General features: G+C 35.0%; 18 protein-coding genes, 1 riboswitch and 1 other annotated feature. Of the genes, 3 read left to right on the top strand and 15 right to left on the bottom strand.

Features of this window, described 5'->3' with window-relative positions; all coding sequences use genetic code 11:
* From C240_RS05935 to C240_RS05925, 3 genes are all read right to left on the bottom strand, one after another.
* Positions 1-834 carry a carbohydrate ABC transporter permease gene (locus C240_RS05935; RefSeq protein WP_271492216.1) on the bottom strand — a complete coding sequence of 278 codons (834 nt, stop codon included), beginning with the start codon at positions 832-834 and terminating at the stop codon, positions 1-3.
* Positions 824-1,708: a carbohydrate ABC transporter permease gene (locus tag C240_RS05930; RefSeq protein WP_271492214.1), complete on the bottom strand. Its 885-nt coding sequence runs from the start codon at positions 1,706-1,708 to the stop codon at positions 824-826. The genes C240_RS05935 and C240_RS05930 overlap by 11 nt, the downstream gene beginning before the upstream one ends.
* Before the next feature lie 124 nt (positions 1,709-1,832).
* The gene (locus tag C240_RS05925) at positions 1,833-3,128 is read right to left on the bottom strand and encodes an ABC transporter substrate-binding protein (RefSeq protein WP_271492211.1); all 1,296 of its coding nucleotides are present in this window, start codon (positions 3,126-3,128) and stop codon (positions 1,833-1,835) included.
* 209 nt (positions 3,129-3,337) lie between these two features.
* Here C240_RS05925 and C240_RS05920 point away from each other — a divergent pair, with 209 nt between their 5' ends.
* Both C240_RS05920 and C240_RS05915 read left to right on the top strand, forming a co-directional pair.
* Positions 3,338-4,768 carry a response regulator transcription factor gene (locus C240_RS05920; RefSeq protein ID WP_271492208.1) on the top strand — a complete coding sequence of 477 codons (1,431 nt, stop codon included), beginning with the start codon at positions 3,338-3,340 and terminating at the stop codon, positions 4,766-4,768.
* The gene (locus tag C240_RS05915) at positions 4,761-6,464 is read left to right on the top strand and encodes a sensor histidine kinase (protein ID WP_271492205.1); all 1,704 of its coding nucleotides are present in this window, start codon (positions 4,761-4,763) and stop codon (positions 6,462-6,464) included. Before C240_RS05920 ends, C240_RS05915 begins: the two co-directional genes overlap by 8 nt.
* A gap of 111 nt (positions 6,465-6,575) precedes the next feature.
* Here the strand turns inward: C240_RS05915 and C240_RS05910 are convergent, their stop codons facing one another.
* From C240_RS05910 to C240_RS05885, 6 genes are all read right to left on the bottom strand, one after another.
* A complete protein-coding gene (locus C240_RS05910) occupies positions 6,576-7,895 on the bottom strand; it encodes a nucleobase:cation symporter-2 family protein (RefSeq protein WP_271492202.1) in 1,320 nt (439 codons plus the stop codon).
* Between the two features lie 2 nt (positions 7,896-7,897).
* Positions 7,898-8,479, bottom strand: a complete 582-nt coding sequence (locus tag C240_RS05905) for a xanthine phosphoribosyltransferase (protein WP_271492199.1) — start codon at positions 8,477-8,479, stop codon at positions 7,898-7,900.
* 86 nt (positions 8,480-8,565) lie between these two features.
* Positions 8,566-8,663: riboswitch (purine riboswitch) on the bottom strand.
* A 94-nt stretch (positions 8,664-8,757) separates the two neighbouring features.
* On the bottom strand, positions 8,758-9,450 hold the full coding sequence (locus tag C240_RS05900) for a hydrolase (RefSeq protein ID WP_271492196.1): 693 nt from the start codon (positions 9,448-9,450) through the stop codon (positions 8,758-8,760).
* Positions 9,451-9,476: 26 nt separating this feature from the next.
* Positions 9,477-10,100 (bottom strand): glycoside hydrolase family 73 protein, encoded by a 624-nt coding sequence (locus tag C240_RS05895; protein WP_271492193.1) that lies wholly within the window; start codon positions 10,098-10,100, stop codon positions 9,477-9,479.
* A gap of 90 nt (positions 10,101-10,190) precedes the next feature.
* Positions 10,191-10,397, bottom strand: a complete 207-nt coding sequence (locus tag C240_RS05890; RefSeq protein ID WP_271492191.1) for a hypothetical protein — start codon at positions 10,395-10,397, stop codon at positions 10,191-10,193.
* 20 nt (positions 10,398-10,417) lie between these two features.
* Positions 10,418-10,939, bottom strand: coding sequence for a hypothetical protein (locus C240_RS05885; RefSeq protein ID WP_271492188.1), 522 nt, complete (start codon positions 10,937-10,939; stop codon positions 10,418-10,420).
* Positions 10,940-11,162: 223 nt separating this feature from the next.
* Between C240_RS05885 and C240_RS05880 the strand changes: the two genes are divergently transcribed.
* Entirely contained in the window at positions 11,163-12,116 is a 954-nt protein-coding gene (locus C240_RS05880; RefSeq protein WP_271492185.1) for a Gfo/Idh/MocA family protein, read from the top strand.
* Between the two features lie 68 nt (positions 12,117-12,184).
* Here C240_RS05880 and C240_RS05875 read toward each other — a convergent pair whose 3' ends face one another.
* The 6 genes from C240_RS05875 to tsaB all read right to left on the bottom strand — a co-directional run bounded on the left by C240_RS05875 (position 12,185) and on the right by tsaB (position 23,309).
* Positions 12,185-18,253, bottom strand: a complete 6,069-nt coding sequence (locus C240_RS05875; protein ID WP_271492182.1) for a SpaA isopeptide-forming pilin-related protein — start codon at positions 18,251-18,253, stop codon at positions 12,185-12,187.
* A 236-nt stretch (positions 18,254-18,489) separates the two neighbouring features.
* Positions 18,490-20,181 carry an arginine--tRNA ligase gene (gene argS / locus C240_RS05870; RefSeq protein ID WP_271492179.1) on the bottom strand — a complete coding sequence of 564 codons (1,692 nt, stop codon included), beginning with the start codon at positions 20,179-20,181 and terminating at the stop codon, positions 18,490-18,492.
* 109 nt (positions 20,182-20,290) lie between these two features.
* Positions 20,291-20,491, bottom strand: a binding site (T-box leader).
* 69 nt (positions 20,492-20,560) lie between these two features.
* A complete protein-coding gene (gene tsaD / locus C240_RS05865) occupies positions 20,561-21,595 on the bottom strand; it encodes a tRNA (adenosine(37)-N6)-threonylcarbamoyltransferase complex transferase subunit TsaD (RefSeq protein WP_271492176.1) in 1,035 nt (344 codons plus the stop codon).
* Complete coding sequence (rimI, locus tag C240_RS05860; RefSeq protein WP_271492173.1) at positions 21,592-22,056, bottom strand: ribosomal protein S18-alanine N-acetyltransferase; 465 nt, start codon at positions 22,054-22,056, stop codon at positions 21,592-21,594. Before rimI (C240_RS05860) ends, tsaD begins: the two co-directional genes overlap by 4 nt.
* Positions 22,057-22,060: 4 nt before the next feature.
* Positions 22,061-22,609 carry a ribosomal protein S18-alanine N-acetyltransferase gene (gene rimI / locus C240_RS05855; protein WP_271492170.1) on the bottom strand — a complete coding sequence of 183 codons (549 nt, stop codon included), beginning with the start codon at positions 22,607-22,609 and terminating at the stop codon, positions 22,061-22,063.
* Positions 22,593-23,309, bottom strand: a complete 717-nt coding sequence (gene tsaB / locus C240_RS05850) for a tRNA (adenosine(37)-N6)-threonylcarbamoyltransferase complex dimerization subunit type 1 TsaB (protein ID WP_271492167.1) — start codon at positions 23,307-23,309, stop codon at positions 22,593-22,595. The genes rimI (C240_RS05855) and tsaB overlap by 17 nt, the downstream gene beginning before the upstream one ends.
* Positions 23,310-23,340: the final 31 nt, after the last annotated feature.

Genomic DNA, 23,340 nt, shown 5'->3' with positions numbered 1-23,340 from the left:
TTATTTAATCGAGCCAATCATTCCTTGTACAAATTGTTTTTGCATCACAAAGAAAATCACAGCCGTCGGTATGGTTGAAATAACAATCCCTGTCATCATCATCCCAAAATCTGGTGTATAAGAGGCTCCCATAGCTGAAAGAACTAAAGGCAACGTTCTTTTTTCTGGTGATTGTAAAGCAACTAATGGCCATAAGTAATTGTTCCAAGAACTCATAAAAGTGATAATTGCACCTGCGGCATAAGTATTTTTTGCAGCCGGCATAAAAATTCTAAAAAATATACCTATTTCCGAAACGCCGTCAATTCGAGCGGCTTCCACTAATTCTTTGGGAAATGCCTTTGCATTCTGACGAAAGAAGAAAATCAAAAACGCAGTAGAAACAGCTGGGATAATCACGGAAAAATAACTATTCAATCCAAATGAAGATAAACCAGCCGCATTTAGACGGCCAAACATCCGATACAGAGGAATCATCAAGGACGCGAACGGAACCATCATCGACAATAAAATAAAATTAAAGATTTTTTCGGATCGCTTAGTTCGGTAAATTTCAAATCCATAACCTGCAATCGAAGAAATAATTAAGGCTAAAATCGTTGTAATCACAGCAATAATCAATGAATTCATAAAAGCTCGTTGAAAATTCAAATCATTGGAAAATAAATTGCTCAGATTAGTAAGAAACTCTCCTCCTAATTTTAAATTTCCACTACTGATATCAATTGATTTATTCGTTACCCCTAACAACATGAATAGGAAAGGAAATACTGAAATAAACGCGGCTAATGATAAAAAGAAATATTTAAAAATTGTTTTTGCTTTATTCGACATCACTACTTCCTCCAAGCTTCATTTGAATCATCGTTAAACATACAATCGCCAATACAATAACAAACGAAATTGCTGCTGCATAACCGAAATTCGGCGTAAACTTATAACTTAAATTATAGATATATTGTGAAAGTGTCATGGTCGCATTGGCTGGACCACCATTGGTAATATTCACAACTTCATCAAACAATTGCAGTGTACCTATGGTTGAAGTAATGGTTGTAAATAAAATAATCGGTTTCAACATAGGAACCGTAATCCTGAAAAATTTTTGCCACTCTGAGGTACCATCAATATCGGCTGCTTCATAAATTGCTGGATCAATATTTTGCAAGCCAGATAAGAAAAAGATCATGTTGTAACCAGTCCAGCGCCACGTAATCGAAATAACGATTAAAACTTTTGCCCAAACAGGATGTGTCAGCCAAAGAATCGGCTCAGAAATCAAGTGACTATTTAACAAAATAGTATTCACCAATCCGTTTTCCATAAACAAAGACTTCATAATCAATGAATAAGAGACCAATGACGTAATACAAGGCAAGAAAATCGCGATTCGGAAAAATGAACGAAACTTCAGATTTTTTTGATTCAGTAAAACAGAAATGACCATTGACAGCAAAATCATTAACGGTACTTGAATAAGCAAATATAAACTAGTATTAAATGCTGCTTTTTTAAAGGTTTCATCGCTTAACATTCTGATATAATTCGATAAGCCTGAAAATTGCATGTTAACTGGTGAGCCTGTTTGAAATGACATAATTAGTGCCTGTATCATGGGGAAAAAAACAATAATGGAAATAATAATCACACTAGGCAAATAAAAATAAGAACCGGTACTTTTCTTGGTCAGTCCCGACTTACTACGCATCCTGATTCCTCCAAACTTTCTACTGTGTAAAATGTAGTGACAAAATTTAATTTTAAACTATAGGGTACAAGGCAAAACAGATCGTTTGTTTTGTCTCATACCCTTTAAATTAAGACTGCTCTAATTAATTTTGGATAGATGATTCAATTTGTTTTTGAGCATCTTCTAAAGTTTTATCAATAGGAGCACCACTAACAATTTTTTGAACATATTCAGTAAAAATATTTTCAATCGCATATGTGTGCAATCCGTAGTTAACAACGGGAACTTCTCCTGACCATTTTGAGAAGTTTTCAAAAATTTTCTCATCACTAAAGAATTTGTTTGGTGATTGATAATTTTTTGTTTCAGCAGCAGCATTTAATGTACTTACTAAGCCAATTTCGTTAGCTAACGTATTCATTAATTCTGCATCCGTTGCAAATGTTTGTTTCAAAAAGTCTTTCGCTTTATCACTATCACCTACGCCTTTAAGTACATACCAGCCTCCGCCGCCAATACTTGAGGCGTTAATTGATGTTTTTACATTACCTAGTCTTGGAATCTCAGAAATAGCCCATTTACCACTTTGTTCTTCATTCCCCATAATCGTCCCAGCATACCAAGCACCGGTTGGCGCACTAGCTACATCGCCATTATTGACAGCACTAACGCCAGCATTCCAATCCGGTGTTAACGTAACGGTACCTGAATTCATTAAATCAACATATACTTTCAGTGATTCTTTTAAAATATCGTTGTCAGCAATATCAACAGTGGTTCCGTCTTTTAGATACCAACCTCCAGCTGACTGCATCATCACTCTTAATGTTCCTAAGTCACTTGGATTTAAACCAATCATATTTTTCCCTGTTTTCGTTTTAACATCTTTTGCAATCGTGATATATGTTTCCCAGGTAATATCTTTCAGATCATCTGCTGTATAACCTGCTTCTTCTAAATAGTCAGTTCGGTAAAATAATCCAGCTACACCACTGTCAAACGGAACACCGTAAATTTCGTCGCCAACTTTATTAATCCCAAATTTATAGCTTGAGAAATCTGCTTCGTTAACAATATCTGTTAGAGGCTCAAACGCATCTGGAAATGAGGTTAGATATCCTTGAATACGATAATCTTCAATCAAAACAATTTCCGGCAGACCTTCTGTATTTCCTGAAGCTAAACTGGTATTTAATTTTTGAACAATATCATCTTGCGCCATTGTTACTACTTCAAAATCTGCTTCAGTAACATCTGCTTTTTCTTTGTAAACCTTAATTGCTTCATCCACAGCTTTGATATTAAACGATTCATCCCAAGCCCAAATGGTAATTTTATCCCCCTTACCAGATTCTTTCGAACTATCACTTTGATTGGAGCAAGCTGTAACAACCATTACAGCGGCTAATAAAACAAACAATTTTTTCACTAATTTCATTTTTACGGCACGCCCTTTCTTTCGATAATTTAAGTTTAAGCGAAAAAGATACCGCTTACAATAAGCTGCTAAAACTGAGTGTGTTTTTTACCAAAAAGTGGATATTTTACTAATTGACTAAAAAGTGCTTTTAAGAAAAACAAATTGACAAAGCTCCTACTCCTCTGATACAGTCTGTTTATTAAAATAGTCAAAGAGGTGGAAATCAATTGACAGATAAAAAAAAGATCATGATTGTTGATGATGAATTTTACATCCATAACGGATTTGCGAACATTTTACCTTGGGATCAACTAGGATACACTATCTCAAATACTGCTGCTAATGGTTTAGAAGCACTAAAACTATGTGAAGAAAATCAGCCTGATATTATTTTTACTGATATCATGATGCCTCATCTCGACGGTATCGAGCTAACAAAAGCTGTGACCAAACGGTATCCTGAAATAAAAGTGGTCATTTTAAGCAGCTACAACGATTTAGACTATGTCAAAACAGCAATGATTAATGGCGCACGTGAATATATTTTAAAACCTTCGATTAACGCTGAAATAGTCGAACAAATTTTATTAGATTTATGCCCGCCAACCAAAAAATTCCAGTTATCTCTTTCTCATTTTTCAGAAAAAGAAAAAGCAGAAGTGATTTCATTGAGAGAGATCCATTTTGACTATCCTTATTTTAGTTGTTTTTTAATTCAGGAAAATAACTTTTTTACAATTAATGAGATTACAGAATTTGTAAAGCGCTTTCTAAATGAACCTAACTTCCAAATATACACTCTTCCTTTCAAAAATTGTTATTTAGTGCTGATTAATCATTCTCTTTCAAATCACACGATAGAATTAAGTACACTAACTCTGCCCTATATTTTTTTTAATAGCACCAATGATATTGGTTGGCTAGAAGATCAACTTAGTTTAGCTGTAAAATTTTATGGTGATTTTCATTATTACTTTTCTACACCATATTTTATCTGGAACTCACAAGATTTAATCATTGAAACACACCAACTACATTCTGAACAAAAAACGATTAATAAATTAATCAAAAAAGAATATTTTTCTGAAGCTATAATGTCATTACAGTCAATTGCTGAAGACCAGCGTCCGTTTTTAAAAAGTGATTTTCAAAATTTCTTTAGCTCAAACATCATTTCACTATTATCAAAAATGGAAGATACACTTAACCGGTCAATCGCAATGGAAAAACTGACTTATTTAACAATCAATAATCAGGTTGATACACAAGATCAAGCTGCTCAAAATATTGTAAGTTTCTTGAAATCTGTTCGTCAGAATTATTTAAATAACAGCGAAGATACAACCATTCAACTTATTTTAGATTATATTCAGAAACATTATGCAACAGGTATTAACCTAGCCTCGATTGCTGAACAATTCCACTTTAATTATAATTATTTATCACGATATTTTGTCACAGTTACCGGTCAATCATTTACAGATTACTTGAATGATATTCGCATTACCGCAGCCAAACAACTCTTAAAAAAGACAGATTTAGCTATCTCAGATGTAAGTGCTCAAGTTGGTTATACTGATACCAGTTATTTTTCAAAAGTTTTCAAAAAAATAACACAAACATCCCCATCAAACTATAGGAGAACTGCCCGTGATTAAGTGGATCAAAAAGTATTTTTTTAATCATCAATTATTTTTTGAGATCATGCTTATTATCATGATTTTCATGAGTGCTTTAAGTGCAATTTTAACAACGGTAGTGATTGATCTTTCAAGTAAAAGTTACATTGATTCTTATGTAGATTCAAACCAGCTAGTTCTGGAACGAAGTGTGATTGAATACGAAAATTTACATAATTCAATTAATACTATTTTGACAAAGTTTAAAAATTCTTCTGAAGTCAAAAACTTTTTAACGTTAGATAAAAATACTGATGCTTCAGAGAACTATAATGTGTACTACCAATTCAGCTATTTTTTTGATAGCCAATCCGATCATCTCTATCAGAATATCCCTTATCACCTTATACTAATTGGAACCAACCAACAAAGTTACTATAGTAATCATGCCGTTGAAAAATTAAGTCCTAATCAAATTCTTGAAGAATCATTAGTTCAATCATTAGCACAAGAACCCAATTTAATCACTTCAATTGCACCCGATTTTGAAATGATTAAACGTTTAAATTCTGTACCAACGATTTTATCTGGCACCAGTATCACAGATGGAAAAAATGATACGATAATCGGTTATGCATTTATAGAATTAACTGAACCAGATTTTTCGAGCATTTATGATCGATTGGTTTCTCCCAATGTAAATACAATCTCCATGACCAATCAATCAAATCAAATACTTTCATCTAATCAAAAAAAATTAGTTCGTACGAATAAAGAACAACAATCTAACACAGACTTTGTTACGCAAGAATTGCTGATTCCAAGTTTTAATTTTTCTATTACTAGCGAAATTCAGCTTAATGCCTTAAAAAAGGAAATGAATATCTGGTCTAAAATAATTACAATCACACTCTTAAGTTTTTCGCTCTTGCTTATTTTGATCTTTTTTTATCTGAAAAAGATTCTAGATCCGTTGTATAAACTAATTGAACGAACGCCGCAAATAGTTGCAGGAAATTTCAATCAAAAAATGACTGTTAGCGGCACATATGAAATAAAAAAATTAATTTCGTCCTATAACTATCTTCAAGATGGCTTAAATTTATACATGCAGCAATTAATTTATACAGAAAAAGAAAAAAGAAAAACTGAATTTCAGTCTTTACAACTGCACATAAAACCACATTTTATTTATAATACATTAGCTAGTATTAAGTTTCTCATTTTTGCAAATAAAAATAACGAAGCCGTTTCTTCAATCGATGCCTTTATCCATTTATTAGAACAAACTATCTATAACACGAATGAACTGATTACACTAAAACAAGAACTAGCAATTTTGAAAGATTTTTCAACAATTTTAAATACTCGCTATGGTAATCATATAAAATTTATGGCGATTGTCCCAGACGATTTATTAGAAACTTCGATTCCTAAGCTGTTACTTCAACCTTTTGTAGAAAATGCCTTTATTCACGCTTTTCCTAATGAAGAAACTGGTTCAATTTGTGTCAACGCTCGAAAAACACCAAACCATATTTTAATCGAAATAATTGATACAGGCGTCGGCTTCACTCAAACAAATACGATAAATAAAGAAAAACAAACTTATTCAGGTATCGGTATCCATAATGTTCAGGAGCGAATGAATTTATTCTATAATAATCAAGCTGAGCTTTTTATTGAAAGTCGAATCGGTCATGGAACGGTTATAACTATTAAATTACCACTTTAAGACCAGAACAACATAATTCTGTAAACAAAAAAGAGCTTGAAGCATAACTCTGTGAGTTAGATTTCAAGCTCTTACTATTTGAATAAATAATGGTACAGGTTCTTTTTATAACTAAATTTCTGGATGACTTTTTAGACCATTAAAGAGTAAATTCAAAATAATTGCAGTTAAACTACTCATCACAATTCCGTTTCCAGTGAACATCCGCACTGTTTCCGGCATTTGTTGGAACAACGTTGGCATCATGTTAAAGCCTAACCCAAAACCTATAGAAATTGCAATAATTAGTAAATTTTTATCATTGTTATAGTCAACTTTAGACAACATCCGCATCCCTTGAACTGCAACCATCCCAAACATCACCAACATCCCGCCGCCTAACACTGGTTCTGGAATAATCTGAGCAATTGCACCGACTTTCGGTAACAGCCCTAATGCAATCAAGAAAAATGCAGAATAATAAATTGGCCGACGTGTTTTGATCCCAGAAAGCTGTACCAATCCAACATTTTGAGAAAAACCAGTATACGGAAAAGTATTAAAAATCCCACCTAAAATAACAGCTAATCCTTCAGCGCAATAACCTTTTTTTAATTCTTCTTCACCGATTTTTTTCCCTGTAATATCACCTAAAGCAAAATAAACACCTGTAGACTCAACCATACTAACAATAGAAATAATAATCATCAACAAGATTGAGGAAATGTCAAATGTCGGCGTCCCAAAATAAAATGGCTGAGGAAAATTAAACCACGTTGCTTGACCTACTGGCGCTAAATCAACTTGACCTAAAATAGCTGCAAGAACTGTTCCGCCAACGAGACCTACTAATACGGCAATCGATTTGATAAAACCGCGTCCCCATACTTGAACAACAATGATTAAAAAAATTGTTACAAAAGCCAATAGTAAATTTGTTGTATTGCCAAAGTTTGTATCAGTAGCAATACCGCCACCCATTTTTTCAACAGCAACTGGAATCAATGTCAACCCAATCACCGTAATAACCGTTCCAGTCACTAATGGCGGAAATAATTTTTTTATCTTTGAAAATATCCCAGATACTAGGACAACAAAAATCCCTGATGCGATGATAGCACCGTAGATCGCACCGACACCTTTATCGTTGCCTATCATAATCAAAGGCGCTACTGCTTGAATGGCACACCCTAAAACAACTGGCAAGCCAATTCCGAAAAATCGATTGACCGTCAATTGAAGCAAGGTTGCAATTCCGCACATAAATATATCAATCGAAATTAAATATGTCATTTGCTCTGAATTAAAATTAAGTCCTGTACCAATCAATAGTGGAACTGCCACTGCGCCTGCATACATTGCTAATAGATGCTGCAAACCTAAAACAGCTGATTTTCCGTTGCCAGTTTCAGGTAGAACTTTAGCTTCTGTTTGATTTGTCTGCTTTCCCAAGATTATGCATCTCCTTCGAAGAATTCAACTTTACCATCATTCAAGGATGCAATACGCGCCAACGAAACAACTTTCATACCCATTTCTTCCAATAATGAACGTCCATCTTGGAAAGATTTTTCAATAACAATGCCAATCCCATCCACGTTAGCACCAGCTTGCTGACACAATTCAATCAATCCTTTAGCGGCTTGACCGTTAGCTAAAAAATCATCAACAATCAAAACTTTGTCGTCACTGGATAAAAATTTTCGTGAAATAGAAATTTGGCTTGTAACCTGTTTGGTAAATGAGTATACCGATGAAGTTAACAGCTCTTCATTCATGGTTAAACTTTTGGCTTTACGAGCAAAAATCATTGGCACTCCTAATTTTTTTGCTGCAAAAAGTGCTGGAGCGATTCCTGACGCTTCAATCGTCACCACTTTTGTGATTCCCGATGCTGCAAATACTTCAGCAAAACGATAACCGATCGCTTCCATTAATTCTGGATCTACTTGATGGGTAACAAAACTGTCCACTTTAAGGACACCTTCTCCCAAAACTCGCCCATCTTCTTTAATCCGTCTTACTAGTTCTTCCATTGCTTCCGACTCCTTCATCCATTTTTATCAGTTTTTTCTCTATAAAAAATAAAAAAATCCCTTTTTCTGCGTAAGCAAAAAAGGGATCAAGCCTCTTTTTCACTTATAGACCAGCATTTACGGCACTGGGTAGAAACGGTCAACCATATTATGACCATATATAAGTTAATTGTATTAATCTACAATAGTACAAAACTCTGAAAATTTCAATGAAAATATTTTTCTTCATTGAAATTTTCAGAGTATCAAATCAATTTTATTATTAAATTCTATTTTGGTTATTCCTCTGATTGATAATTCTCTTTTTCGATGTTTCGATATTTGTTCATTTTATGACTAAATAATTCTCCATTAGAAGGTGGTGTATACGTAATTGCATTCGCACCTGCTTCAATAGTTTCTTTAATTGATTCATCGGTTGGACCGCCAGTTGCGATAATTGGCAACTCGGGATATTTTTCTCGGAAAAATTTCACTGTTTTAGCAGTATCTTTACCTGCACTGATATTAATCATCGTTACCCCAGCATCAATTTTTTCATCAATCGGTGTATGAATAGAAGTTACTGTACTAACAACAGGAATATCAACTGCTTCACAAACCATTTCAACAGTTTCGATTGGTGTTGGACCATTCAAAACGACACCTATCGAACCTTGTGCTTCTGCAAACAAGCTCATATAAGCCGAACGCTGACCTTGTGTTAGACCACCGCCAACTCCAGAAAACACTGGAATATCTGCTGCCTCAATGATACTCTTAGTAATGGCCGGATGGGGAGTAAAAGGATACACTGCAATGACTGCATTGGCATCCGTGTTTCTAATAATTGCAATGTCGGTAGTGAAAATAATTGATTTAATCTTTTTACCAAAGATGCGGATACCGCTTGCTTGAGCAATAACTTTTGGTACCTGAACAATATCTTGTTTCAATGGTGTCATGATTTCTGGTATCCATTTTTCGTTCATTTAGACACTCCCTCTCTATTCGCTGATTAATGATCGTATTGATCTAAATCATAGCTTTCAATCACATGGATAACTTTTTCTGCATAAGTTGGATCAGTCGCATAACCTGCATCTTGTAAAGCTTGAGCTGCTTCTTTATAATTTTTAGCTAAAAGAACATTTTCATACAGCCTAGGGTTCCATGTCACACCATTAATAAACAATCGTGTATGGTCATTCATTGATTCTTCCCAAGTATCATATACTCTAAAATCCCCCTGAATGACAATCCATTCTTCATTGATAAATTCTTTCGTTTCTAGATTAACTTTTTTTTGCTCTCCATAGGCTTTGATACCAAATAGATTATTATATTTAGACGCCAGCGTACTTTGCCCCCAATTTGACTCCAAAATCGCTTGACCAATAATAATACTCGGTAATACGCCATAAGAAGACTGCAACTCTTTCGCATGTGGACTAATTCGGTCAATAAAATCTTCTTTTGAAACCTGTTCACTTTGTTGTTCAAGTTCTTCTTCTGTTTGAGAGTTGTCTGACAATAGATTAATCGAAAAAATAAACGCAACACCGACTATTAAAAGCCCTGCAAACAGAGCTGGCAAGTTACTTTTCCGTGTTTTTCTCTTTTTATACCTTTGACTAGTCATACATTCCCTACTTTTTCGTGTATTCAATCCTTCACTTTTAACTTGTTAAGGATATTAGCTGACTGATTATATCAGTTTTTCCCTATAGAATCAATCAACAGCCGTTGCAGTCGTCTCTGTTGACGTTTCAGTTTGCACTTCGGATGTCGTGGTAAACACAGCCGTGCTCGTTTCACTTGTACTTTCAGTCGTTGTTGTCGTTGTCGGTTTTTCCTTTGACGAACCATTACCAAATAGAACAAAAACTACTGCAGCTAATACTATAATAACAGATATAATGCCTAAAATTTGTTTCACAAAAAAACTCCCTTACTTACTTATTCACCAACGTAAGTACCCATCAAGTTTTCATTCACCCAATCAAGCAATTCGACTTTTGATCCTTCTAATTGCCCTTGCAGTGTAGCTGGTAATCGAAAAGTTACAATATCGTCAAAGCCCCATTCTCCATATGTAACCGTTACTTTTAGATCAATATATGCTTGCTCTTTTTCGTCCTGATTTCCTTTTGAAGGAATCAGTTCTACAATCCCTGCACCTGATTGCAGCCATTTTTTCGCAATCACTGTTTTTAAACGTTTGTATTCTGAAACAGCAATATTACGTTTTTCCGGAAATAAAATGGTTTGGCGCAGTATCTTTTGTGTTAACATCCATTCATAGTCAGAAAATAAATTTTTAATTTTCTGCATCTCTTCACCTGTTAAGTTAATTCTACCTTTTTTCCAGTTATCCCAGTTTTCTTTCGTGGTTTGGAGATAGTCCGTATAAAATTTTTCTTCGGTTTCAAATTGTTCTATAATTGCATCAATAAGAATATCAATATACATTTGGTGCATGACTTTCGCCTCCTTTCTTTATTTTACTGAAAATTTTAAAAAAAAGCATCTCTTTAAATCGTTTATTTCAATATTTTTAATAAACTAGCCGCTTTTGGAGGGATTTCTTCTGACATTTCGTTCGCTTTGTCTAAATTTATTCATTTTCTTCACTTCTCATGTATAATAGAAATCGAACGAAGTTTATCATAAAATAGCTTTTATTACTAGGGAGGAATCATATATGAAACATTATCAATGGGGCATCATCGGTCTTGGTGACATTGCAAATAGCTTTGCAGAAAGTTTTCAGCAAGAAAATAGCCATTTAGCAGCAGTTGCATCCAGAAGTTTAGAAAAGGCCGAATTATTTGCTCGAAAATATCAAATTCCTAAAGCTTATGGATCATTCGATGCTTTATTGGACGATCAAGAAATTGATATCATTTATGTTGCTGTTCCTAACCGACAACATATTCAACATATTTTAAAAGCTCTAGAAGCAGGAAAACACGTACTCTGTGAAAAAGCTATTACCATGAACAGTAAAGAACTGGCAGACGCGATTAAATTGGCCGAAGAAAAAGACTTAATTTTAGCGGAAGCCATGACAATTTTTAATATGCCTTTATATCATGAACTACGTAGTCAAATTGATACAGGGCGTTTCGGAAAATTAAAAATGATTCAAGCTCCATTTGGCAGTTACAAAGAACCTGATCCAAAAAATCGTTTTTTCAATCCTGAATTAGCCGGCGGAGCACTTTTAGACATCGGAACGTATGCCGTATCATTTGCACGCTGGTTCTTATCTTCTCAGCCTAAGGTGCTGGCATCTGTTATGCAGCCATTTTCAACTGGTGTTGATGAACAATCCGCAACTATTTTACAAAACGAGGCAAATGAACTAGCAACCGTTTCATTAAGTTTTCAGGCAAAAATGCCAAAACAAGGAATTGTAGCTTTTGAAAATGCTTATATTGTTATCAATGAATATCCTCGTGCAGATGAAGCGAAAATCTATTTTAATGACGGCACTACAGAGACGATTGTTTCCGGCGATAGTCAACAAGCATTGAACTATGAAATTTCTAATATGGTAAAAACAATTGAAGGGACTTTACCCAACCGTTCGTTGTTCTTTACAAAAGATGTTATTGATATTTTAGATCAAATGCAGCAATCTTGGGATAAATAAAAACACGCCAGCTTTTGGGAGTCACTACAAAAGCTGATGTGTTTTCTATTTAAAGATAATTAAGCTTTTTAATTACGTTTCTTTTTTCTACTCAAATAATAGTTCACCCCGGCAACACTAACAAATAAAACACCCAACCAACTAATAACATTGCTTGTTATTTCATTCATTTTCGGGTAATTTCCTTTTGTTTGGTTATTAGGATCATTTGGTATTACTTTGTTTTGATAGCTTCCTACAGCAACAACTGCTGGTTTTCCATTAGCTTCTTCTGGAATTTCAAATTCTGCTTTTTGATCGCTTAATTGATACCCGTTTGGTGCTTTCGTTTCAACAAAATAATAGGTACCTGGAGCCAAATGGTCAGCTATCACTTTTCCTTTATCATCTGAAATTAGTTGCGTTTGAACATCTTTACCATTTTTATCAACTACTTTAAATTCAGCACCCGCTAACGGATCGTCCGATTCTCCAACTTTAGTCAACACTGCACTTCCTTGATAATTAATCAAGTTACCATTAACAGTTAGTCCAGCTTTTTCTGTTGATTCTGCCGTAATGGTTACTTCAATTGGATTAGTATTTAAAATGTAGCCTGACGGTGCTGCGGTTTCGATTAGATAATATACTCCAGGTTCAATCCCTTGAGCAGTTATATGACCACCGTCTGCGTGTAGTTCTTCAGTTTCTTCACCATTTTTATCCAACACAGTCACAGGTACTTTTGTATCTTTATTTTTGGTCAAAATGAATGTGCCGCCAGTTAATTTCTGATCGGTTTCACTAGTTTTAGTAATATCCATTTTTCCTCGATAGTTTGAAAATGTTTCAAGATTAATTGGTTGTGGTTCACCTAACTCTGGTGTTACTTCAAAAGGTATTTCTCGTTTATTTAAAACGTAACCCGAGTTCGCTTTTGTTTCCACTAGCAAATAACTGCCACTTTCTAACCCAGTAGCCAAAACCCCGCCATCTTTATCCGAAATTAAAGTATCTGTTTGATTGCCATCTTTATCATAAAACGTCGCTTTTTCTCCTCGACTGCCATCTTCATTCTGTTTAAATATTTGAAATTCAGAACCAGCAAGTGCTTGTTGATCGTTACTTTCTAGATTGTTCCCCAGTCCATCACCATCAATTTTTTTAGCTTGAACGGACACTTGGTAATTTTCAAATTTCAATTCATCTTCTGGTTGATCAATAAGATTAGGATCAACAACAAAATAAATCGGCTGGGTATTGATAATAAATCCTGGTGCAGGTTTTGTTTCAACTAATTTATAAGAGCCGGCACCTAAGTTATCAATTGGTATATTCCCATCATTTGCAGAAGTAACCTCAGCTATTTTTCTTTCTGTTCCAGTTACTTTGTCAAACAAGAATAAGTCAAAAACAGCACCAGCAATTTCTCTGCCATTTCCTTCTTTCGTAATCACAGCTTTTCCTTTGAAGTTTTGGAAGTCTCCTAAATTAATCACTTGTGGTTCTTCTTGCGCTGATTCAGGAATGACAACTTTGATTTGATACTGGTTAATAACGTAATCTGAACCATCCGGAAGTTCAGGTGCTTTTGTTTCCTCCACATAATAAGTCCCGGGACTTAAGTTTTCAAATAAAGCAAGACCGTTTTTATCCGTTGTTACTGATTGATTTAGTGGTTGGTGATTTTCATCAAATAGTGAAAATACAGCGCCAGCTAATGGCTTTACAGTAGTATCAACTTTCTTGATTTCAAACGATCCTTTAAAATTTTTCAGACTCCCAGCTTGAATAACTGTTGGCTTACCATTGGCCGAAGCACTAATAGTGAAAGAAACTGGTTGCGTGTTTAAAAGGTAACCATCCGGCGCTTTGGTTTCAATGAACTTATAATTTCCCGGCGCAAGCCCCTCAATTGAAACAACACCTGATCCGTCCGAAACCAACTGATCTTTAATCGTGTTATTATTACTGTCAACAACTTTGAATTCAGCTCCTGCTAAAACCGTGCCGCTTTTATCTGTTTTAACTAGTTGCGCAATACCTTGGTAATTAATAGCTGTACCAACTTCAATGGTTTCAGGTTTTCCAGTATCTGAATTAATAATCGAAAATGAATATTCTTCAGTATTTAAGATATAACCATTTGGTGCTTTAGTTTCAACAAATTTATAGTTTCCCGGAGCCAAACCAGTAACATTAACTTTTCCTGACAGATCAGAAGTCAAATTGTCTTGCACTATATTTCCGTTTTGATCGACAACTTTGAAAACAGCTCCAATTAATGAATTGCCTTCTTCATCATTTTTCTGTAGCTCTGCTGAGCCTTGATAATCAACCATCGCTAAATTAACTGTTGGAATTTGGTTATTGGCATTTTTTAACACATCAAATTCAATCGGTGTTGTATTTAAAAGATAACCAGTAGGTGCTTTGGTTTCATTTATACGGTAATGACCAGGTAATAAACTATCAATAGTTAGTTTTCCTTGGCTGTCTGTTACTAAATTCCCGACACTAATCGGTAACCATAAAGAAGCGTCCTGGCGCTCTAGTTTGAATTCAGCACCTGCTAGTTTTTCCCCTGATTCTCCAGTTTTAGTTAAAATTACTTTATTAGGGGTGTTCACAATTTTCATTGGAGCTGCATTGACGTCAGATGTTTCGGCCGTAATCTTAATTCGCAAACCGTAAATTAAATTATCAGGAATAGTATAGCCATTTGGCGCACTTGTTTCAAAAAGTAAATACTCACCTAATTGCAGGTTACCAAATTGGATTTTTCCAGAAGCATCAACATCACCTTCACGCAAAACTTGCGTCATCGTAGTATTCCACAATTGAAAATGAGCACCCGTTAGAAAAGTACTTTGATCTTCTTTCGTTTTTTGGAACGTAATACTGCCCTTTTTACCCGAGGCATTTCCACCTGTATGATCGACCGGAACGGTAATATCATGACCGCTGTCATCTGTTATTGTCTTAGTCCCATCACCTGTAATATCTGCTTTGTTTGAAACTGTATCCGTACTACCTGCTGCACTGGAATTAACCAAGGAACGATACTCCATATAATAGGCTTTTGATATTTCGTGCAGGAATGTAACGGTTATCACTTGATCCCCTGTAACATTGTCTGTTGTCATTTCAACAGAATAATCTGTTCCCTCAATAAAAGGTCTGGTTTTATCTGGTGTCACATCACCCAGCTCGTTAACTGTTGTTTCATAAAGTTTTATTGATTCTTTATCAGCAATCTGGTTATCAGAAGGATAGTCATGAACAACAACGTTTGATAACGTTGATTGAGCTGGATTAATCGTTAAATTCCAAATAACATACGAGGGATCATTCGGATCTAGCTTACCATTTTTTTGTAAATGCGAGCCGCCATTTTTTACTGTAACTTCACCAATGACATCTCGCTCAAGTCCATTATTGGAATATTCAGCGACATTTTCATAAGACTGCGAATCGTCAATTACTTCACCTACTAACGAAGTTTGAAACTCAATGACATAGGTATATTGACTCTCATTCGGAAAACGAATATCCATTAACTGACCATTCTCTACGCTTGGTTCTTGAACAGAAATCATTCTGTCATTGTCGGGAACATCATCTATTTTTTGGACAGTACCATCAGGTTGTGTTCTTCCTTCATAAATTTTTAGTGAGTCTGAAACATATTTTTGATTATCTTTGATCGTATCTTTAAAGTACGCATCAGTTAACAAATGACCACTTAGATTAACCGTACTGGTCCAAGTGATTAATTTTGTTTGAGCATTATATAATCCACCTTTTTTAGCATTTAAAGAGTAATCTGGATCTGGGGTAAAATTATCTCCGTCATCTGAATGATGGTCATCTCCGTTTTGATCTTTCCACTGCGCAAATACATCATTTGTAAAATGATCTAAATCTGGATCTCTAGGATCAATCAATTCACTATCAAAATTAGTCGTATACTCAATTACAAAAGAATCTGTTGTTGGATTATAGGTCGGAGCCAAAAATTTAATTGTAAAACCTGTCTCCTGACTCGCAGCATCAAAATGCTCTTCAATTGTATAATCTTGCCCATAAACTAAAGTTGTTCCGTTTGATGATTTTATGGTTAACAGACTATTCCCATCAGGATTTTTAGCTAAAGTTAGCCCCGGAACCGGTTGAAAAGTATCCTCAATCTCCAGATCTTTCATATAGTAGTGATTATTATTGACTTGAACTTTCCAATTAACACTATTGTTTTCATAGTCCACTGTAGTTAAATTTTTGATTACATTTTGCTGATTAGCATTCCCGCTTCCTTCTCCATGCTCACCTGTTCCCACGTCAACCGAATTGTTTACTGCTGTCGGGTCAGTAATAATTGTATTTACTTTTGATTTGTATTCAATTTTGTAGGCACTATCAATATCATGAGTAAATTTAACTACGAATCCTGAACCATTCGGGTTAGGTTCCAAAGTGTAGTCTCCGGGCGTTGAAAGTTCTGCTCCTTTGATTTCTTCACCATTAGGTCCAAATGTTACATTATAAATATGCACAGAGTCAGCTACTAAATCCATATTGCTGCTCAAGGTATCCGTAATAACTGCTTGATCTTGTTCGATTGTTTTTTCGCCATAATTGTACTTAATTTCCCAAGAAAATTCTTGTGCATTCGGATCATAATTGCTGCGGTTTTTTTCAACCATTTTTCCATACTCACTCGTTACAGTGTCTTTCGCATCAATTCCATCTACATCGTTATCATCAGACAATGTGGCACGGTTAGTGAACGAAATGTTTCCACCGTCATCTGGAATGACACTTTCATTAATATCTGTTTGGTAAACAATTCGATAAGCATCAGAAGTATCGCCTAAAATTTTTACATTTCCATTAGCATCTACGGTATATTGGCTAGGATCTAATTCTTCAGCAACTTCTTTGATTGTTCCATCTAAATTCATCACGAGTTTATAGACTTTTACAGATTTGTAGTCAATACCGGCTGGCCAATGTTCCGTAATTTCAGGATTAGACAATTCATTCATGCCTTGATTAAAGTCTACAGTCCATTCAACAGATGTTGGATTAGGTGTGCGGTCAAAGTGTCCATCTTTTGCTATTGATGTACTTGTTGATGGTTTTACTACCACATCAATTGGAGGAACATTATCTTCAGTCGGAAAGGTAATTTGGTGATCTCCGGGTCCATCGATATGTTCAGTATCAAAAACTGTATTAAAATTGAAATCGCCTTTAATATCGATCTCAGTTGTTACATTCTCGTTAAAAGTAATTGTTACCTTACCATTTTCATCCAATGTATACGTTGCATACACTTCACCATCCGGTCCTTTTAATGAACCACTTTGAGGGCCATTTATTTTCACTTCGTTAGGAAGGTTAAATGTAAAATAGTCTCCAGCTTTTATTTGACTACGAATTTCTTCAGGAATTGACCAATCATAATGAACCGTAACGTCAGCATCTGCTGGAATTGGCGCTGTTAAAATATTCCCTGCTTTATCTTTATAGACAACACTTGCATTGTCGATAATCGTTCCTGTATTGTTTGGAAAATAAGTTCGAATGTCAGAAGGAGTATCTGCTTTAGGTATAACTGTATTATTATCTGCTGTTTTTGAAGACTCAGTTGTCGACGAGCTGGCAGCTTGTTCTTGCTCTGGATTTGATGATGTGTTAGTCTTTGTGGTTATTTCAGTTGTCACAGTTTGATTGCCATTTAAAACTGAAATATTTTGAAGCGACCTTAATTGTTTTTGATCAATTGGTACTTTAATCAAAAAATCACCAGTACTTCCAGCCGTAATTTTTAAATATATTTTATTTTCATTAATTAAATAATTAATATCAGCTGATCCATCTGCTTTTAATTCAGATTGATCGGCAAGTGAGATAGCATTAGAAAAACTTAGCTCTTTCTCTATCATTTGTGTTCCATTATTCACAACTTGTCCTTTGATCTCGATTGTTGCTTCTTCAGAGTCTAGGTTTTTTACTTCTACATTGTTGAGTTGAAGCGATTCAGCTTCTTTTTTATTAAATGTTTCAGCAATACTAATAATTGGAATAAAATACTGAATAAAAATCAAGAGCGTCATTATTCCATAAATTATTTTTTTTCCATAATTTTTTTCCATTTTTAATTCCTCCAAATATATCAATAATTTAGAGTATAAGCCTACATGAAACATATTACTATAGATAAGAACCTTATATAAAAAACGTATGTGATTTATATGCAAAATAAACAAAAATATTTATTTATCTATCATTATTTTATTATTTTTCATTAAAAAAAGAAAAAGACGAGCATTTAACTTGCTTGCCTTTTTCTTTCTACTTAAAAATTCTAGTTAACTTATTGAAATCTTACTTACATTTCTTCTGGCGCATGTAGTCCTAAAAGACGTAAATCTTCTTTAATAATTGTAGCCATGGCAAACACTAAAGCCAAACGTGATTCCTTTTGTTCATCATCAGCTAAAATTTTCACATGGGCATAGTATTTATTAAACGCTTGGGCCACTTGGATTGCATGTTTAGCGATTACAGATGGTTCGTATTTATCCGCAGCTTGCATAACGATTTCCGGAAACTTTTGCAATAATTTGATAACTTCCCAGCTTTCTTTGTCATTTAATGCATAATCTTTGGTTTCGTCAATTGTAAATTCTGCTTTTCTCAAGATACTCATTGCACGAGCATGAGTGTATTGAACGTAAGGTCCAGTTTCACCTTCAAAACGCACAACTTCTTCTAAAACAAAATCAAAGTTATTCAAACGATCATTTTTCAAATCATGGAAAATAACTGAGCCAATCCCAACTTGTTTGGCTACTTCTTCACGATTTGGCAAGTCAGGATTTTTTTCCATAATTTGCTTATTAGCTAACTCAACCGCTTCGTTTAATACTTCTTCTAAAAGAACAATTTTCCCTTTACGAGTAGATAATTTTTTCCCGCCTTGTGTGATTAATCCAAATGGGATGTGGTGCATATCATCAGACCAATCAAAACCAAGCTCTTTTAAGACTGCTTTTAATTGCTTAAAGTGATTACTTTGTTCATTACCTACAACATACAATGATTTAGCAAAGTCATATGTGCGTTTGCGGTATACCGCTGCAGCTAAGTCACGAGTAATATAGAGTGTTGCCCCATCTGATTTTTTGATTAACGCTGGATTTAAATCGTAAGCTGTTAAATCAACGATTTCAGCTCCTTGATTTTCTGTTAACAAATGTTTTTCTTCTAACATTGTCACGATTTCATCCATTTTATCATTGTAGAATGCCTCACCGTTATATGAATCAAAAGATACTTCCAGCATTGAATAAATTTTATCGAATTCCTTTAATGACTCAGTACGAAACCATTGCCACAATTGAGTAGCTTCTTCGTCGCCTTCTTCCAGTTTTTTAAACCAAGCACGTGCTTCGTCTTCCAATTCTGGTTGAGTCTCTGCTTCTTCATGGAATTGAACATATAAACGTAATAGTTCCGCGATTGGTGCTGATTTAACCGCTTCTTCTGAACCCCACTTTTTATAACCAACAATTAACTTACCGAACTGTGTACCCCAATCTCCCAAGTGGTTAATCCGAACAGGTTCATAGCCGATTTTTTCTAAAATGTAAGCAATTGAATTGCCGATTACTGTAGAACGCAGATGTCCCATTGAGATTGGTTTAGCAATATTTGGAGATGACATATCAATAGGAACTTGACCTTTTCCGCCAATTGTACTATCACCATAGTGACCTTTTTCTTTAGCGATTTGGCCAATTACTGCTTGGCTGACAGCCGCTTTGTTCATAAAGAAATTTAAATAGGGACCAACAACTTCAATTTTTTCAAAATCATCACCAGCAATTTTTTCAGCTAAATCTGCCGCAATTTGTTGGGGTGCTTTGCGATAAACTTTGGCTAATGAAAAAGCTGGAAAAGCGACGTCACCGTGATCAACTGATTTAGGATTTTCCAGTAATTGTGTAACTGTTTCTAAAGATAAATCCTCTTTTACCACATCAAAAATGGCTTTTGCTACGATTTCTTTGTTATTCATGGAACGAAATTCCTCCTAGTATTTATTTTATGATAATGATGTATTTATTTTGTTTTATAGACATTCGGTCACCTTTAGAAAAATGCAAAAAATCTCTAGTGTTAAAAACACCAGAGACGAGATTTTCCCGCGGTACCACTCTACTTGTCCAATTTAATTGAACCCACTTCACTCTAATAACGGTAGATTGCCGTCTGCCTAAGCAGATTCTCAAAAGTACGTTTCTTCCATCCCATTACTTTCGGCTTCCACCAACCCGAAATCGCTATATTAATGCTAAATGAAATACTCTCTTTTTCAACGAATCAGTATGAAACTCGATTTATTATAGCAAAATTTTTTCACTCTGCCTAGTCTTCCATTAATTTTAATGTTCATTTCAAATAGTCATAAACGACAAGCTGGGATCGGCATTTAGATAATAGTCAGCAAAATGACCTTTTTCAGCTTCAACAAACGCTGCCGCACCAATCATCGCAGCATTATCGCCACAAAGTTTAAGCGGTGGAACAATTAATTTTACATTGGGAAGCTCTTCAGAAACCGTTTCGCTCAATCGCTCGCGCAATCCTTGATTTGCTGCCACACCACCAGCAACGACTAACTGTTTTACTGGATATTCTTTGCAGGCACGAATTGTTTTATCTACTAATACATCAATCACACTGGCTTGAAAACTGGCAGCTAAATCTTTGACTGACAAGTCTACTTCACGTTGTTGCGCATTATGGACGGTATTAATAAACGAGCTTTTTAACCCGCTAAAACTAAAATCGTAATTCGCTTCTTTAATCATCGCCCTTGGAAAATGATACGTGTCCTCACCAAGATGTGCCAGCTCATCGATTTCTTTTCCGCTTGGATAGGCTAAGCCTAATACTCTACCTACTTTATCGTAGGCTTCACCAGCTGCATCATCTCTTGTTTCACCAATAATTTCAAACGAACCCGTTTCTTTCATATAAACTAATTCCGTATGTCCTCCGCTAACTAATAAAGCCATTAATGGAAATTCCAACGGTTCAACAAAATTCGCCGCGTAGATATGACCAGCCATATGGTTAACAGGAATTAATGGTAAATCATGTGCCCAAGCAAAAGCTTTCGCAGCTGAAAGGCCGATTAATAGCGCACCCACTAATCCAGGTCCATACGTTACAGCTACTCCACTTAATTCTTCCGGTTTTACGGCTGCTTCAGTTAAAGCATCCTCAATGCATAGAGTAATTTCTTCAACATGGTGACGACTAGCAACTTCTGGTACAACACCGCCAAATCGTCGATGACTATTGACTTGCGAAGCTACAATATTAGCTAAAATTTGATCGCCATCTTCTACAACAGCAACACTTGTTTCATCACAACTGCTTTCAATGGCTAATAATAATTTTCTTTCTTTTGTAAAAAAAGTCATTGACTCACTTCCTTAATCTCTAAACACATCACAATTCCATCTTCGACAGGATGATGATAGTAATTTTTCCGAAGATTGATTTCTTTAAATCCTTTTTTTCGGTACAAATGCCGCGCACCTAAATTAGCTATACGCACTTCTAAAAATACCTTAGTTACCCCTTTTTGACTTAATTCTTGGATTACTTGATCTAATAATTGACTCCCCAATCCTTGTTGTTGATATTCGTAATGAGTAACTACATGAGTAAATTCCGCTTCATCTAAAACCAGATGATAGCTGATAAAACCAAGCAACTGCTTATTTTTTAACATCACTAGATAACGACTGGTATCTTGTTCGATATCTACCTGAAATTGTTCTTTAGACCAAGGTGAACCATGACTATATGCAGCTGAACTCAACTGCCAGACTATTTCAGCTAAATCTTCTTCAATTAAATCTTCTTTTGAATAATACATCGCTTCACACTTCTTTTAAATATAAAATCATTTCTAGCGCATCTTCGTTATCTTCTGCATAATACTCCGGTTTTATCGTATTTGAAACAAACCCGAGTTGTCGATAGACACGTTGAGCATTTTTATTACTAAGACGAACTTCTAAGGAAATTGTTTCGCAATTGTTATTCTCTGCAAACTGCTGAATCTCCCTAATCAAAAAGCTGCCGATACCTTTACCTTGATAGCTCGTTAAAACAGCAACATTCGTAATATGCGCATCTTTTCCAAAAAGCCGACACCCAATAAATCCGATAATTTGTTCTTCTTTTTTTATGAGTAGATACAAATGTGGATCAGATGACTGGAGTTCTACTAAAAAAGCAGTTTTAGTCCACGGCAACTCCCCTGCATAAACTTCTCTTTCAATTGAAAGTAAATCCTTGATATCATCAAGAACAATTGCACGGACGACATATTCTTCTGCTGAAATTGTGACTGTTTGTTCATCATAAGGTCGATTTTTAAAGAAAATACCTAAAATACTATGGAACAGATTAAATTTTTTCAACATAATTTTCTACCTCAGTATGTTCTTTTAACCAATTTTCTTCTGCTTCTACACGCTTTAAGTAATTAGGTAAAAATTGGTGAGCATCCGTTACAGGCTCCGATAATCGACCTAGTTCAGCCAGTACTGAGCCATTTGGGATTTGCCATTGCGGAATTTCGTTGATCTTTGCATCTGGTAAAATCGCCTCGATTTGCGATCGAAATTTTTCAACATCTTCGCCAACAAAATAGACAGTTTCTAACTCTTTTAATTGAATCAGCCAAGTTTCCATAGCAATATGGCAATCCTCAATAACTGTGGTTAATTTCCCATCAATAAATTGGTAAGCACCTGTATAAACATTGTTTCTTCTAGCATCAAAAATCGGAATAATTGGATTATTAATCTTGACACAATTTGCCGCTAAAGTTTTCAAACTTGAAACACCAACCAGCTCTTTTTTTAGCGTATAAGCTAGTGTTTTGGCTGTTGTCACACCAATTCTTAAGCCCGTATAAGAACCTGGGCCTTCAGCTACGACAAACCGATCAATTTCTTTAGGCGTTAACCCAACTTCTTTAATTAACTGTGTCACAGCGGGCATTAAGGTTAAACTATGGTTTCTTTTTACCGTAGTTGTATGTTGTCCTATTATTTTATTATCTTCACAGACTGCAATTGATAATGTCTGGTTAGAGGTATCTATCGCTAAAATTCGCACACAAATCCCTTTCTTTCTTCCTGTTAGTCGG

The organism is Enterococcus sp. 5H, assembly GCF_028128615.1.
In the GTDB taxonomy this organism is placed as follows: domain Bacteria; phylum Bacillota; class Bacilli; order Lactobacillales; family Enterococcaceae; genus Enterococcus_L.
Note: the sequence above shows the minus strand (reverse complement) of the source record. Positions and strands in the feature narration are given on the sequence as shown.